Origin of the sequence: Limosilactobacillus fastidiosus (assembly GCF_014145505.1) — a bacterium.
In the GTDB taxonomy this organism is placed as follows: domain Bacteria; phylum Bacillota; class Bacilli; order Lactobacillales; family Lactobacillaceae; genus Limosilactobacillus; species Limosilactobacillus fastidiosus.
On record NZ_JACIUZ010000041.1, the window covers coordinates 116,334 to 130,624 of the forward strand.

General features: G+C 40.5%; 13 protein-coding genes. 3 read left to right on the forward strand and 10 right to left on the reverse strand.

The genetic code is table 11. The features are described 5' to 3' along the window. Positions 1–40: 40 nt before the first annotated feature. From H5R64_RS06635 to H5R64_RS06680, 10 genes are all read right to left on the reverse strand, one after another. Positions 41–301, reverse strand: coding sequence for a GlsB/YeaQ/YmgE family stress response membrane protein (locus H5R64_RS06635; protein ID WP_182580780.1), 261 nt, complete (start codon positions 299–301; stop codon positions 41–43). A gap of 16 nt (positions 302–317) precedes the next feature. Then, on the reverse strand, positions 318–503 hold the full coding sequence (locus tag H5R64_RS06640) for a CsbD family protein (protein WP_182580779.1): 186 nt from the start codon (positions 501–503) through the stop codon (positions 318–320). A gap of 213 nt (positions 504–716) precedes the next feature. Beyond that, complete coding sequence (locus tag H5R64_RS06645) at positions 717–1,721, reverse strand: D-2-hydroxyacid dehydrogenase (RefSeq protein WP_231797931.1); 1,005 nt, start codon at positions 1,719–1,721, stop codon at positions 717–719. 178 nt (positions 1,722–1,899) lie between these two features. Further along, positions 1,900–4,482 (reverse strand): YhgE/Pip domain-containing protein, encoded by a 2,583-nt coding sequence (locus tag H5R64_RS06650; RefSeq protein ID WP_182580778.1) that lies wholly within the window; start codon positions 4,480–4,482, stop codon positions 1,900–1,902. A gap of 48 nt (positions 4,483–4,530) precedes the next feature. Then, on the reverse strand, positions 4,531–5,070 hold the full coding sequence (locus H5R64_RS06655) for a TetR/AcrR family transcriptional regulator (RefSeq protein ID WP_182580777.1): 540 nt from the start codon (positions 5,068–5,070) through the stop codon (positions 4,531–4,533). Between the two features lie 157 nt (positions 5,071–5,227). After that, a complete protein-coding gene (locus H5R64_RS06660; protein ID WP_182580776.1) occupies positions 5,228–6,073 on the reverse strand; it encodes a DUF6681 family protein in 846 nt (281 codons plus the stop codon). An 18-nt stretch (positions 6,074–6,091) separates the two neighbouring features. Then, the gene (locus H5R64_RS06665) at positions 6,092–6,520 is read right to left on the reverse strand and encodes a hypothetical protein (RefSeq protein ID WP_182580775.1); all 429 of its coding nucleotides are present in this window, start codon (positions 6,518–6,520) and stop codon (positions 6,092–6,094) included. Between the two features lie 71 nt (positions 6,521–6,591). Continuing rightward, complete coding sequence (locus H5R64_RS06670) at positions 6,592–7,035, reverse strand: Fur family transcriptional regulator (RefSeq protein ID WP_182580774.1); 444 nt, start codon at positions 7,033–7,035, stop codon at positions 6,592–6,594. A 39-nt stretch (positions 7,036–7,074) separates the two neighbouring features. Beyond that, complete coding sequence (locus H5R64_RS06675) at positions 7,075–7,644, reverse strand: guanylate kinase (protein ID WP_182580773.1); 570 nt, start codon at positions 7,642–7,644, stop codon at positions 7,075–7,077. Between the two features lies 1 nt (position 7,645). Further along, positions 7,646–8,059 carry a bis(5'-nucleosyl)-tetraphosphatase gene (locus tag H5R64_RS06680; RefSeq protein ID WP_182580772.1) on the reverse strand — a complete coding sequence of 138 codons (414 nt, stop codon included), beginning with the start codon at positions 8,057–8,059 and terminating at the stop codon, positions 7,646–7,648. A 134-nt stretch (positions 8,060–8,193) separates the two neighbouring features. Between H5R64_RS06680 and H5R64_RS06685 the strand changes: the two genes are divergently transcribed. The 3 genes from H5R64_RS06685 (at position 8,194) to H5R64_RS06695 (ending at position 14,258) form a co-directional block, all read left to right on the forward strand. Further along, complete coding sequence (locus H5R64_RS06685; protein WP_182580771.1) at positions 8,194–9,594, forward strand: APC family permease; 1,401 nt, start codon at positions 8,194–8,196, stop codon at positions 9,592–9,594. Between the two features lie 337 nt (positions 9,595–9,931). Continuing rightward, positions 9,932–12,598 carry an HAD-IC family P-type ATPase gene (locus tag H5R64_RS06690; RefSeq protein WP_182580770.1) on the forward strand — a complete coding sequence of 889 codons (2,667 nt, stop codon included), beginning with the start codon at positions 9,932–9,934 and terminating at the stop codon, positions 12,596–12,598. Positions 12,599–12,926: 328 nt separating this feature from the next. Next, on the forward strand, positions 12,927–14,258 hold the full coding sequence (locus tag H5R64_RS06695) for an APC family permease (RefSeq protein WP_182583097.1): 1,332 nt from the start codon (positions 12,927–12,929) through the stop codon (positions 14,256–14,258). The last annotated feature ends 33 nt before the right edge of the window (positions 14,259–14,291 follow it).

Consider the following 14,291-nt stretch of genomic DNA (forward strand, 5'->3'; position numbering starts at 1 on the left):
CTTGGAAAATAAATTTCCAAGCCCCGTTTTCATCTAACATCTAAGCCGTCCTGCGGTTAATCATCCCAATAATCCAGGAGACAATTAATACTAAGATTACAGCTCCAATAATTGAAGGGATAATCGCCATTCCGGCAACTTGTGGTCCCCAGGAACCTAAAATTGCTTCCCCAAGTGATGAACCAACTAATCCGGCAATTATATTACTAACGACTCCCATTGAGCCTCCACGATGAGTAATCGCCCCAGCAATCAAGCCGATAATTCCACCAACAATTAATACCCAAATCCAGTGTAACATTATTATTCCTCCTTTTTTATTCAGCTAGTTTAGCTTTTTCCTTGGCAACCTTTTTCTTTAATTTTTCTGCCTCTGCTTGTGCCTTACCATGTGTGACTTGGACTTTTCCTTCTGTCTCACGAAGCTTGTCCTGACTCAACTTGCCCTCAACCTGTTTTAGTTTTCCGAAAATTCTATTTTTAATACTCTTCTTGCTAGTCATAACCGACTCTCCTTTCGTCTATTTGAGTGACTGTGGCTAGTAACTTTATTTGATGGTTTAATTATAGCAAGAAGCGGTTTCATTAGCGACACCTTGTTACTTTACTTATGAAATCATTAATACTTATTAACTTTTTATTAAAGAACATAAAAGGCGGAGAATCACTGTTAAAATAGCATTTCTACGCCTTCCATCCACCACTATCTTTATTAATTATGAATTTAAACGAACTTCATTTTTAACGCTTTTTCCTTCCACGATTGCCGCAGTATCATTTAGGCTAACCAGAACCATATTACGAACTGCCGTATCAGTCATGAAAGCCACATGAGGTGTAACAACTACATTTGGCATCTTAACTAGTTCTTTAAAGTCGGCTGGAACCTCTTCTGGAGCAACCTTCTTACTAAAATAGGTCGTTTCATCACCCAATGTATCAAGACCTGCTCCACCAATTTCGTTGTTCCTCAATGCATCAATCAAATCAGCAGTGTTAACTACCTTGCCTCGAGCCATATTGATAAGAATAGCTTTTTTCTTCATCTTCTTAAACTGTGGAGCCGCAAACATATTCTCTGTACTTGTAGTCAACGGAACATGAATAGTGATAATATCAGCTTCTTTTAGTGCAGTTTCTAAGTCAACAAACTCATCCACGTATGGTGCATAAACGACGCTGTTTTCCCGAGTAACCGCAATTACACGTGCACCCAGGGCCTTATAGATTTGGGCAGTTGCCCCACCAATGTGTCCTAGACCAACAATAGCAACTGTTTGATTATAAATTTCACCACTAACTAAATCCTCACTCCAGCGAAAGTCTGCATCATTTACCATCCGTTGCTTAAATTCACCAATTTTCCGCAAAAGATACATTGCATGAGTTAACCCCATCTCAGCAATTGCCCGTGGTGAGTAAATAGAAACATTGGTAATCTTCAAGCCGTTTTTCTTTGCCAATTCAAGATCAAACACATCGTATCCTGCTGTCCGAGTTGATAATTGCTTAATCCCAAATTGCTTTAATTTAGCATAAATCGCTGGATCATCAATCTTACTAGTTTGTAAAACAGAAATTCCGTCGTAACCATCAACTAAATCAACGTTTGCTGAATTGAGTTGTTCCTCAACCATCTTAACTTCATTTCCGGTTTTTTCTGCCCACTCTTTAGCATAAGGAACTTCCTTATCATCGACGCCAAACATAATTAACTTCACTTTATAATCCCATCCTTTATCTATCCATTTATATACGTAAGTGTTTACATTACATATTTTATCATTGATAAAAAAGTTGAATAAGAAAAGAACTTATCCCTAATTCTCTTTTTAATCAAATAAACGGGTCCAGATATCGATAATTATCGATTGTCTGAACTCGTTTATTTAAAGCTTATTAATTTTTACCATCTGAGGTAAAGCCATCGCCCTTACCCATTGGACCATGTTGGTTAGCTTTCATGCTTTCAACAGTTGGTGCGCGAAACTCATGGGATGCAATTCCTTTCATTGTTAACAAGAGAAGGAGGTTAAAGACAACCGCAATTGCCAAAAGAACAAGATTACAGAATAAAGTATAATGTGCTCCTAGACCACCACTAATCGAATCACGAAGACCAAGAATTGAGTAAGTCATTGGTAAGTACCAGTGGATGACATTGTAGAACTTCATGGTAACTTCCATTGGGAATGTCCCACCGGAACCACCTAGTTGTAACATCAAGAGAACCATGGCCACAAATCGACCAGGGTTATCAAATGTCATTGATAAGAACATAACAATGGCTACCGAAGCAAGCCCGAAGAGGATCGTTGTAGTAAAGAATGAAGGAACATGTTCAACGGTCAAACCGCACATCATCATGATTCCACATTCTACAACAGCCATGGCAATTGCTGCTAGACCACCGACAACAACCTTACTAAACCACCATGCGGTTGCAGAAGCATTTCGATCCGCAACCCGCCGAATTGGGTAAACAAAGTTGAAGACCAGCATACCAACATACAAGGCAACTGATAATACATAAGGTGCCAATGCGTGACCATAGTTTGGTACGTAACTGTAATTAGTGTGCTTTTCAACTGATGGTTCAGCAATCATCTTAGCTGTTCGTGGTGAAGTCTTAATACCGTTAATCGTCTTCGCACCCTTACCAAGGGCAGAAGATAACTTGGAAGCACCAGCATTCAGCTTAATAATCCCCTGAACTAATGCAGGTGAATTATCAACTAATTGTTGAGTACCAGCAGCTAATTGGTTAACACCAGCAGTCAATGCTGGTACCTGCCCGTTTAATTGACCAAGTGCGCCAGCAAGTTGACCAGCACCGGAGTTCAATTGACCAGAGTTAGCAGTTAATTGACCAACACCGGCACCCGCTTGAGCAACACCGGCAGTGTATTGGTTAATTCCAGAAGTAAGCGTGCCAGCACCGGCAGCAGCAGTATCAACACCATTAGTGTATTCGTTAACACCGGCATTCAGTTTGGCCGCTCCATCAGTCAATTTTTGAATTTCAGGTAATTTACCAGAAATTTCATTTAATGAAGAACCGGTTTGGGTTTGCATACTGTTTAAACTAGCTTGCAAATCATTCGCAGCCTTTTTTACATCTAAGGCACTTTGATCTGCACCTGTGGCTGATTGATCAACAGCTTGTTGTAATTTGTTCACATTACTTTGTAGTTTTTCAAGAGAAGTAACCAATTCGGGTTGTTGACTATTTCCCGAACTTGCACTAGCTGCCGCATTCAACACATCTTGTGCATTTTTAATTGCTTGTTGTTTAGATTTATCTGTTGCTTCAACGCCATTAAGTGCGTTAGCTGCTGCACTTAACTCAGCACTCTGATTATGATTACTATTTCCACCAGTAGATACCTGTAATTTTATTTGGTCAATTTCACTACTTAAATTACCTAACTGCGAAGAAAGTTGTTTAAGTTGAGGTCCAGTTTGAGCAATTGGTGTTAAAGCATTGTTAAGCGCTTGTCCTTTTGCACTAATATCTCCAGACATTGCTCCCATCTGATTTTGAATCTGTGGAAGCATAGTTGTGATAGTACTATTTAGTTTAGCATTACCAGCGGCAACTTGGGCTGCACCACTCTTCAAAGAGCCGGAATTACTACTTAATTGTCCCAAACCACTTTGCAATTGACTTGCACCTGAATTCAAAGCACCAGAATTGGCGTTTAATTGACTTAAACCAGCAGCAAGTTGACCAACACCACCAGTATATTGGCGAATTCCGTTGGCAAGCGTTTGACTACCAGATGCTAATTGTTGCGCCCCAGCAGTTAATGGAGCAACACTTACCCGAAGCGTTTGAACACCATTATTAACTTGAGAAACCCCGGCAACGTATTGATTAGTCCCACTTTGCAGGGTAACCAGACCGGTGCTTAGTTGTTGAGCACCATTAGCCGCAGTGCTCATCCCCTTACCAACGGTATGCAGGGCCTTAAACATTGCTGTTGCATAAGCTTGAGTAACCTGTGCCCTGATCTTTTCGTTTAGCTTGGTCATCCCCACTTCACTAATTACTTGACCAATGTAGTTTAATGAACCATTAGTTTCGTACTTCAATTGCATTTGTTGAGGATGCTTATCAAGAACCGTTGTTGCGTCCTTCGAGAAGTCCTTGGGGATCGTAACAACAGTGTAATACTTGCGGTGGGTTAAACCGTAATGCGCTTTTTCAGATGAAACGATTTCCCACTTTAATTGCTTATTCTTCCTTAATTGTTTTACCATTCGATTCCCAACATCCATCGTTTGTCCACGATATTCAACTGGGACATCCTTATTAACAACCGCTACCGGTAAGTTTTCAGTACTCCCGTATGGATCCCAAACAGACTTCAAGAAGAAGATACTGTAAAGGAACGGGATAATACAAATAACGGTAGTGGAGATTAACAAAAGTCGATTGTGCAGAATATTCTTAAATTCCGCTTTAACCGCATTCCACATTTATATTCTCCTCTTATCCCCTAAATATTTACTGTATTGTCTCAAACATCAGTTAGCCGAAAGTGATTGCATTGAACGTTTAGCAAAATCAATCACGTGATCAATTGAGACATCATAATTATTGCCTTGCCACCAGTAAAATGTGCCGATTAATGCACCACTTAATACGTACGCCAACATTTCTGGATCATCGGTTTGCTGTAGTAGTTTAATAATTGGATCATTGCTTTTTTCTTGCCGACGTTCCAACATAATTTGGCTTAAAATATGCATCATTTCAGCATACAGCGAATTATGGGCATTTTCAGAAGACAAATGCCGAAAAACATTCTTATGGTCATTGACGTAATAAATCAATTGCTTGATTAAATCATCTTCAGAATCACTACTATCAACTAACCGATTAACCTGTGTCCGGAGGGTCTGCTCTAATAGATCATATTTATCCCGAAAGTAGCGATAGAAGCTACTTCGGTGTAATAATGCCTCTTGGCAAATCTGGTCAACGGTTAAATACTCAAAGGAATGTTCTTCAAGTAAAGTTAGTAATGCATTTTGAAAATCGCGCACCGTTCTTGTGACTCGCACCAGTCTTTCCCCCTTTTCTCTAATTTTACAATAAGCATTGTAAATCGTATCAAAAATAGACAACAGAGTTAATTTGGCACATTTATATCAGAATAAGACAAAAATAAACTATTGTCTCACAAAATTAAGACAATAGTTTTACCATACAGCTCTTTATTTAATTATGTTTAGGAGTTCGTTCACGGTAAGCGACTTGAGCCTTCAATCCATAGTCAGCAGTTGTCATAATTGTTGTGCCACTCCGGCCAGGAATCTTATTCGGCCCACCAACAACGACTAAGTTTGCCAAGTAAATCCGGTATTTTTGGTGGGCCTCATGAACATCCGTCAAACCAATCTTCGTAATATGCCCAACAGGTCGCCGTTCCATTTGGTTCATTCCCATATAGATCTCAAGACGGTGACGAAGAGGATCATGAACTAACTCAAAGAACGGCGGGATTGACTCAGTATTCAATGCCTGAACTGGCTTATTCGTTTCTTGATACTGGCGGATAATTTCCCGCTCCCCCATTCCATCAAAATCATTAATAAAGACTTTTTCTGTTAGGAGCTGATCAACCACTTTCTGCAAGTTTTCCTGCTCCTTAGAGTCAATTTCAACTACCGCTGGAATCGTATCCGCACCAGTAAAAAGCCCGTTTGACTGGTTAGCTAGCCCTGTTGAGTAGCGAGCTCCTGGTCGACCTGATTGTAGTTGGCTATTTTCCGCAAACTTTTGTCCTGTCACCTTAGCAATTCGGGGAGATAAAAAGTCAAATTGTGATGTCTTGCCTAAGAAGTAGAAGACAAAGTTAACATAAATAAAGTATGTAATTGCCATCATTGCTAGACAGTACAAGAATCCCCGCATCCATGCGTGATTTATAAATAAACGGAAAGTTACATATACCAAGTAAATATCTCCTAGGGCTGCTAGAGCAGTATATATTCGGTTCTTTAATTTAACATCCAGATTGAAGTAACTTAACGACGAGTTAATCATATCGAGAAAACTGAACATCTGTTAGGTTCACCCCGCTTATTGATTATTTGTTGTAGTCTGAGTATTAGCACTCTGACCACCATTTGATTGAGTAGTCTGGTTTTCGTTACCAGTTGACGTATTTCCACCACTGTTTTCTTTACTTTGCGTATGCGTAGTAGTGGTTGATGATGAACCTTCAGTAACATTTCCCGTATTATCCTGATTCTCTTGAGCAGTTGAATTATTATTCTGACTCCGAGTACTGGAAGATTGCTGACTGTCATTATCCTGTTGTGAAGATGAACTACTAAGCGCACTACTATCATCAGAATCCATTCGCCGGTTAACTGATGAAGTTGAACTTACTCGTGCACCTTCAGAGGTATGCGTCGCGTGGTTAACTACAACGTTTGTTGCCCCTAATGCTAAAACAATTGAAAACAAAGCAAAGGGGGTAACGAAAGGTGGGATCTTATTTGACATAAATAAATACTCCTTTTCTACAACCTATCATACTCGCTTTTTTCTTCCATAAACATTAAGGAAGATTGAAATTATTTTTTCGTTTTCCTTGTTGCTTGACAATTAGCACAAATACCATGTAGTTCAAACGTATGGTCATTAATTTGAGCTCCTGGCAACTGCTTAGCAAAAAAGGCATAGTCAATCGGTGGAATCTGAATCTCCTGTACCCGACCACAAACATCACAAATAAAGTGATGGTGATGGTTTGAATCACAACAAACTTTAACCTGCATTTGTTCATCAGCTTGACGGGTCTCAACAATTCCTAAACTTTCAAACTCTTTAAGATTGCGGTAGACAGTCCCATAACTAAGTCCCGGATTATCCTTTCGCAAGCGTTGGTCAACGTCAGTAAAGTCAATGTAGTGATCAGGGTACTCTGCCAAAATCTCAATCATTTGCTGTCGTTGCTTGGTCCAACGCGAACCGTTATTTTTCAAGATTTTGTGAGCTTGTTCTACGAGGGTCATCAATAATGCCACCTCCTAATAAGAAAATCATTCTATCATAGTCTACCTATTTTCTAAACTAGTTTGTTTAATAATTTGTTCCAATTGAGCAACTGTTTGCGGCCACGAATCATTTATAACTACATTGGCAATTCCTTTTAAATTGTCTGGTAAATGAAGATCACGGTGATACTCTGCGCTATTCAATCGTGAATGAATAGCGGATAAGTCATCACCACGTTTTATCATTCGTTGTGTTAAGGAGGTAATCTGACTCACCGTTAAAAAGATAATTACTGCTTGATCACCCAACTTTTGATGATAAGTAAATGCTCCTTTAGTATCCAGGACAATGACGTCATCATGTCCCTTTTGCCATCCAGCCGCTAATCCCTCCAACGATGAACCATAAAGGCGATGATCATATTCAACCGACTCTAATAGATGCAGTTTTTTCATTGAAGTTGACGTTTCAAAATAATAATCAAATCCATTATGTTCATTGGGACGTGCAGCGCGTGTTGTATGGGTAATTACCCGTTCCATATGGTAACGATCATGGAGAAACTTTGCTACCGTTGTCTTACCCGAACCAGCTGCCCCCGCGATCACAAATACTTTTCCGGTTCTCATTTTACTTTGTTAAGTGCTCGTTAACTTGATCAAGTAACTGTTTCAAATTATCATACGTCAAACGCTCACGAGCCTCCGCATAGTTAAACCAACCACAATTTTTAATTTCTTCGGCTTGCAAATGAATATCTTCGCTCTGTGTTAGATCAGCGGTATACAAGGTCATTTGCTTCCGGTTACCGTTGGGTAAATTATATTCTGTATAAACATGAAAGCTAGTATCAATTGGTAATACTAGTTGTGTTTCTTCTTTAATTTCTCGTTTAGCCGTCTCTTCTAGTGTTTCGTTTCCTTCAACATGCCCTTTAGGAAATCCCCAAAAGTGTCCCTTATTTTGGCTTTCTAGTAATAAGTATTCAATTTCGCCATTATTTTTCCGATAAACAACAGCACCACTAGTAATTTCAATTGCCATAGTCGATTAACTCCTCTTAAAATTAATCTAATTTTTCTCATTGACTTTTAATATTAACCAAATGTATTATATTTAGTATGTGCGACAGGTATTACTCCTGTCGCTAAATTTATTATAGCAAAGGTGGGTTAAAGATGGGCTTAAACATTTTCCGAAAAGAAAGTCTTGATCGTTATCTTGGTGCGGATAAGTTATTCGTTAAATCAATGACCGCTCGCGATTTAATGGCAATCGGAATTGGAACCATTATTGGTACCGGGATTTTCATTCTTCCCGGGACTATTGCAGCAGAGCAAGCTGGACCAGGGGTATCCCTCTCCTTCTTACTTTCTGCAATTGTTTGTGCATTGGCCGCAATGTGTTATGCCGAGTTCGCATCAGCACTTCCTGTTGCCGGTAGTGCATACTCCTATGGTAACGTGGTGTTCGGTGAATTTTTTGGCTGGCTTCTTGGCTGGGCATTAGTTCTTGAATACATGCTTTCCGTAGCGTCAGTTTCAACGGGGTGGGCAGCCTACTTTAACTCTTTTATCGCAAGCTTTGGGTTAAAAGTTCCCTATGCTTTATCAGGACCTTTTGCCCCCGCACACGGTACCTATATTAACATCGTCGCGGTTGTAATCGTCCTCCTTATTACGTTCATGCTATCTCGTGGACTGCAGTCATCTGTACGAATCAATAATATTGCGGTGGCAATTAAAGTAGCAATCATCATTATCTTCATTGTTGCGGGCTTATTCTTCATTAAACCGAAGAATTACCACCCCTTCCTCCCTTACCATATGAGTGGGGTTGTGCATGGGGCAACGATTAGTTTCTTCGCTTACCTAGGATTTGATTGCGTTTCTAGTTCGGCGGCGGAAGTTAAAAACCCTAAACGAAACATGCCTCTAGGGATTATTGGAACATTAGCAGTTGTTACCGTCCTCTATATGGGAGTAGCAATTATCTTAACTGGGATGGTTCATTACACTCGGTTAAATGTTGCCAATCCAGTATCCTATGCCCTCCAACTAGTTCACCAGAACTGGCTAGCGGAGCTCCTATCAATCGGAGCCTTAATTGGAATGTTCACCATGATGGTGGCAATGATTTACTCCAGCTCACGATTAATCTACGCAGTCGGTCGGGACGGTCTCTTACCTGCTTTCTTAGGAAAGTTAGATCCTAAGAGTCGCTCTCCACAAGTCGCCTTATGGATTGTCGGGATTATCATTGCTGCAATGGGGGGCTTGGTTTCATTCGAGCAATTAACTAGTTTAGTTAACATTGGAACCTTATTTGCCTTCACGCTTGTCTCGTTTGGGATCATCCCTCTTCGGCGGCGGAAAGATATTGGTAACCGGGGAGGCTTCAAGGTTCCTTTTTACCCTTTCATCCCGATTCTCTCTGGTTTCCTTTGCCTTGGAATGATGACCCAACTACAACTAGAAACCTACATTGGTGCAGGAATCTGGTTTACCATCGGGATCATTGTCTACTTCGCTTATGGCTACCATCATAGTAAGTTAAACCAAAAAAATTTAGAACATTAGGATAGGGAAAGAAGTTAATTATAACTGCATCCTCACGCCCTACAAGTACAAAATGGCCATCAGTGCTGGCAAATCCAACACTGATGGCCATTTTGTATATTACCTGAATAGGGATTAATAGTTACCTCACATTCCACTTTTTAATGTGAATTTTCAGCAAACTATTCGCTAAGAATCCGTTAACAGTAGCTTTCACTCTCAATCATAATGGTATAATATTCTTACGAAAAATAAGAAAGGGATTGATTAAAGTAATCTAGCTCAAAGTATTTTTATATTCATCACGGGGATGGGAACCCCGTGCCATTGCTTTAGAGAAGTTATTAAGGGGAACAAAATGAAAGAGAAATATCAACTAACTATTACTGCGTTGAAAAAAGAGTTTAACTTAACGGACTTTACTCAAGGTTTAAGTGACGTAACGGTGAAGCAAAAACTCGCTGAAGATGGTCAGAACGTCCTGAAAGTAAAGTCAACGCCAAAGTGGAAGATCTTTCTTCGCCAATTTAATAACATCGTAATTTATATCTTGTTAGTGGCAACCTTATTGACCGTAATCATTGGTCACTACACGGATGCCATCGTTATCGGTGCCGTGGTGATCTTGAATTCCCTCATCGGCTACTTCCAAGAAACCAGTGCAGCTAACGCCTTAGCAAAAATTAAGGAAATGATGGCAAACCAAGCAACAGTTTACCGCGATGGGAAGCGACAAGATATTGACGCTGCGGATTTGGTAATTGGGGATGTTGTTTTCCTTGAAGCTGGAGATAATGTCCCAGCCGATTTACGAATTGTTTCTGCAGATAACCTAAGAATTGAAGAATCCGCATTAACTGGGGAAACTAATTCAGTAATTAAGACCGATGAAGTACTTACTGATAATGACGTTCCATTAGCGGATCGGGTTAACATGGCTTATGCCTCAACTTCCGTAACCAGCGGGAGTGGTCTCGGTGTTGTAGTAGCAACGGCTGAACAAACTGAAATTGGGAAAATCTCCCAAGAAGTCGCTCACATTAAGACGAAGAAGACCCCATTGACAAAGGAAATTGATCACGTTGGAACCGTGGTTTCCTACATTACCATCACCACGTCGATCATTGTCTTCATCATTGGTTTCATACTGAAGCTTTACTCATTACCCGCTTTAGCCCTTGCGGTTGTTGCAATGCTTGTTGGTGCAATTCCTGAAGGGCTTCCGGCCATTACCTCCGTAATTCTGGCATTTGGGATTAGTAAGATGGCCAAGCTGTACAAGACAATCATTAAATCGATGCCAGCCGTTGAAACTCTTGGTTCTGTAGATATCATTGCGACTGATAAGACGGGGACATTGACTAAAAATGAAATGACAGCGACTGAATTATGGGTTGGCAATCAATTCTACCAGGTTTCAGGAACTGGCTACGCACCAAATGGAGAAATCAATCTTAACGGTAAGAAAGCACCACTTACTGACCAATTAAAGCTCTTCGTGGAAGCTGGTTATCAAGCAAACGACACTGTCTTGAGTGAAAACAATGGTGCATGGCATATTAACGGTGAACCGACTGATGGCGCCTTTTTAACGCTTTATCATAAGGCATATGGGCCACAGCACCAGTCCCAGTATTCAGAAATTGACTTGCTACCATTTGACTCCGACTACCGGTACATCGCTGAATTAACTGAAAACCAAGAAAGTCACAAAAAGGTAATTTTTATTAAGGGTTCTCCAGATAAGTTATTTGAAATGGCTCAAAAGGAAGATCCTAACTTTGACCTTGCTAAGTGGCAAAAACGGGTTAACGACTGGTCAAGCGCTGGTAAACGGGTGATCGCTGTTGGTTACCAACCCGTACCAAAAGGTAAAAACATAACTGAAATTGAACACGACCACTTGTACCGTGGAATTAAGCTTCTTGGGTTAGCTGCCCTTCTTGATGCACCACGTGAAGAAGTGATTGAAGCACTCAAGAAGATGAATACAGCTGGTGTCCACGTTAAGATGATTACTGGTGATGATCCACAAACTGCACGGGCAATTGGTAAAGAACTAGGATTAACTAATGGTCCAATCAATGCCATTACTGGTGCTGAATGGGATAAACTATCAATCAAGGAACGAGAAAAAGTTGCACTTAACACCCAAGTCTTCGCTCGAACAACCCCACAAAACAAACTTGAAATCGTGGAAGCTCTGCAAAACCAGCAACAGGTTACCGCCATGGTTGGTGACGGAGTAAATGATGCTCCAGCTTTAAAGAAAGCCGACATTGGGGTAGCAATGGGAATTAAGGGAACCGACGTTGCTAAGGACGCAGCGGACATGATTCTTGGTGACGATAATTTTGCTACAATGGCTGCCGTGATCAAGGAAGGGCGACGGATCTATGACAACATTAAGAAGAGTATCCTCTTCCTATTGCCGACATCCTTTGCTGAAGGGTTAGTTGTTGCTTTTTCAATTTTGACTGGTCAACAGGTACCTCTTCAACCTGCACAATTATTGTGGATTAACTTAATTGCTGCCATCACAATCCAATTTGCTTTTGTCTTTGAAAGGGCAGAGGACGGGATTATGGAACGGTCTCCACGACCAATTACTCAACGCCTAATGAACCCCCATGACTTCTTCCAGATGGGATACGTTTCTTCATTAATGGCCATCTTTGCTTTAATCGGTTACGAATGGTTCATCTGTACTGGTGCCAGCGAAATTAGTGCCACTACAATGATGATTAACACAATCGTTATCAGTAAAATCTTCTACTTCTTCAGCATCCGAACTGAACAATATGGTCTAACGAAAATTAATGACATTAATAAAAATGCCTGGAGTATAATTGGATTAATGGTGATCTTCCAATTAATCTTAACTTACGTACCCTTCATGCAAGCTGCTTTCCACGTTACCGGCATCAATCTTATCGAATGGAGTGCTGTAATTCTCTTCTCCTGCTTGATCATGATTTTCACTGAAGGGGATAAGTGGATTCGCTTTAGAATGAAGAAAGCTTAAACAACTAACAAGTTTAAAAGTCGTAAAATGAAGGGCTTCATTTTACGACTTTTTGCATCCAATCTTAATCAAGGACTTGCCAAATTAATTTTCTAATGGTATTCTAAGAAACATCAGGTACACGGAAGGAGGAAGTTCATGTTAGTGTTCATCAACCAACTACAACAATCTTCCTCCTCAGCCTCTAGCTCTATTCGGGGCTGAGTGATTTTAGTGTACTTATGGACGGTTTAATATAATGCCGGGTTCACTTAATCATTTGGCAGCTTCCAGATGATTAAGATGGACCCGGCTTTTATTGTGCCGATTTTGAATTGGAGGAATGGCGATGAATAATCAACCAACAGAAGAATTAAAACGGTCATTAGGTTTTTGGTCGGCAATTTCGATTGTCGTGGGAACAATTATTGGTTCCGGAATCTTCTTTAAGCAGGGGTCAGTCCTTGATAGTGCTGGCACATCAACCCTCGCCATTGTTGCTTGGGTATTTGGTGGAATTATTACCTTAACCGCTGGTCTAACCATTGCTGAAATTGGGGCCCAGATGCCGTACACCGGGGGGCTCTATGTTTATATTGAGAACCTTTATGGAAGAATTCTCGGTTTCTTGGCCGGTTGGATGCAAGTAATCGTATATGGTCCAGCAATTATCGCATCGGTTGCCGGTTTTATGAGCATCTTAATGGCAAATTTCTTTGGCCTTGGGACTGAATGGCGAATCCCCCTAGCAGTAGTTACTGTTCTCGCGATTGGTATAATGAACCTATTTGAAAATAAGGTTGGAGCTATCTTTTCTATTATTACGACTGCTGGAAAAATGATCCCCATCGCAGCAATTATCATTTTTGGATTACTCTTTGGAGATCAACATGCCTTTGAACAAACTGTTACTGAAGTTCAACGCACCACTGGCGGTTTTGGTGTTGCTGTTCTCGCTACTCTCTTTGGTTATGACGGTTGGATCTTAATCGCTAACCTTGGTGGGGAAATGAAAAACCCACAAAAATTACTCCCGAAAGCGATCGTCTTGGGGATTACTACCGTCTTGGTAATTTACACCTTAATCACGATTGGCATTCTCAAATTCTTGCCGGCTAACTTAATCCACCATCTTGGTGAAAATGCAACTGCTTATCTTGCGACAAAAGCTTTTGGTGCAATCGGGGGAAAGCTTCTCTCGGCCGGAATCATTATTTCAATGATGGGAACACTAAATGGAAAAATGATTACCTTCCCCCGGATCGTTTATGCAATGGCACGCCGTGGTGATTTACCATTCTCACGTTTTCTTTCTTTCGTTACGCCAAAGGGAAAGTCACCAGTTGTTGCTACGTTATTTATTGTTGTCTTGGCCACGGTGATGATGTTCTTCTTTGATCCTGATCACCTTTCGGATCTCTGTGTCTTCACTGTTTACTGCTTTTATCTCTTGGCATTTTTCGGAATCTTTATTCTCAGAAAGAAAAACAAGGGACCGCGTCCCTTCAGTACCCCGCTTTATCCAATTGTACCAATTATCGCAATTGGCGGTGGAATCTTTGTTCTCGTTAGTGAACTTTTCAATGATCCCGCAGGTGTCCTGCTCTTCATCGGAATTGTAATTGTTGGATTACCAATCTTATACCTCGTTAAACAGATGAACCAACAAAGAATCAAATAATACAATTTAATAACACTGTTCAAAAATAAGAGG

Coding starts and splice junctions, on each gene's coding strand:
- H5R64_RS06635 (WP_182580780.1), bottom strand. CDS start 301: ATGTTACACTGGATTTGGGTATTAATTGTTGGTGGAATTATCGGCTTG.
- H5R64_RS06640 (WP_182580779.1), bottom strand. CDS start 503: ATGACTAGCAAGAAGAGTATTAAAAATAGAATTTTCGGAAAACTAAAA.
- H5R64_RS06650 (WP_182580778.1), bottom strand. CDS start 4,482: ATGTGGAATGCGGTTAAAGCGGAATTTAAGAATATTCTGCACAATCGA.
- H5R64_RS06660 (WP_182580776.1), bottom strand. CDS start 6,073: ATGTTCAGTTTTCTCGATATGATTAACTCGTCGTTAAGTTACTTCAAT.
- H5R64_RS06665 (WP_182580775.1), bottom strand. CDS start 6,520: ATGTCAAATAAGATCCCACCTTTCGTTACCCCCTTTGCTTTGTTTTCA.
- H5R64_RS06675 (WP_182580773.1), bottom strand. CDS start 7,644: ATGAGAACCGGAAAAGTATTTGTGATCGCGGGGGCAGCTGGTTCGGGT.
- H5R64_RS06680 (WP_182580772.1), bottom strand. CDS start 8,059: ATGGCAATTGAAATTACTAGTGGTGCTGTTGTTTATCGGAAAAATAAT.
- H5R64_RS06685 (WP_182580771.1), top strand. CDS start 8,194: ATGGGCTTAAACATTTTCCGAAAAGAAAGTCTTGATCGTTATCTTGGT.
- H5R64_RS06690 (WP_182580770.1), top strand. CDS start 9,932: ATGAAAGAGAAATATCAACTAACTATTACTGCGTTGAAAAAAGAGTTT.
- H5R64_RS06695 (WP_182583097.1), top strand. CDS start 12,927: ATGAATAATCAACCAACAGAAGAATTAAAACGGTCATTAGGTTTTTGG.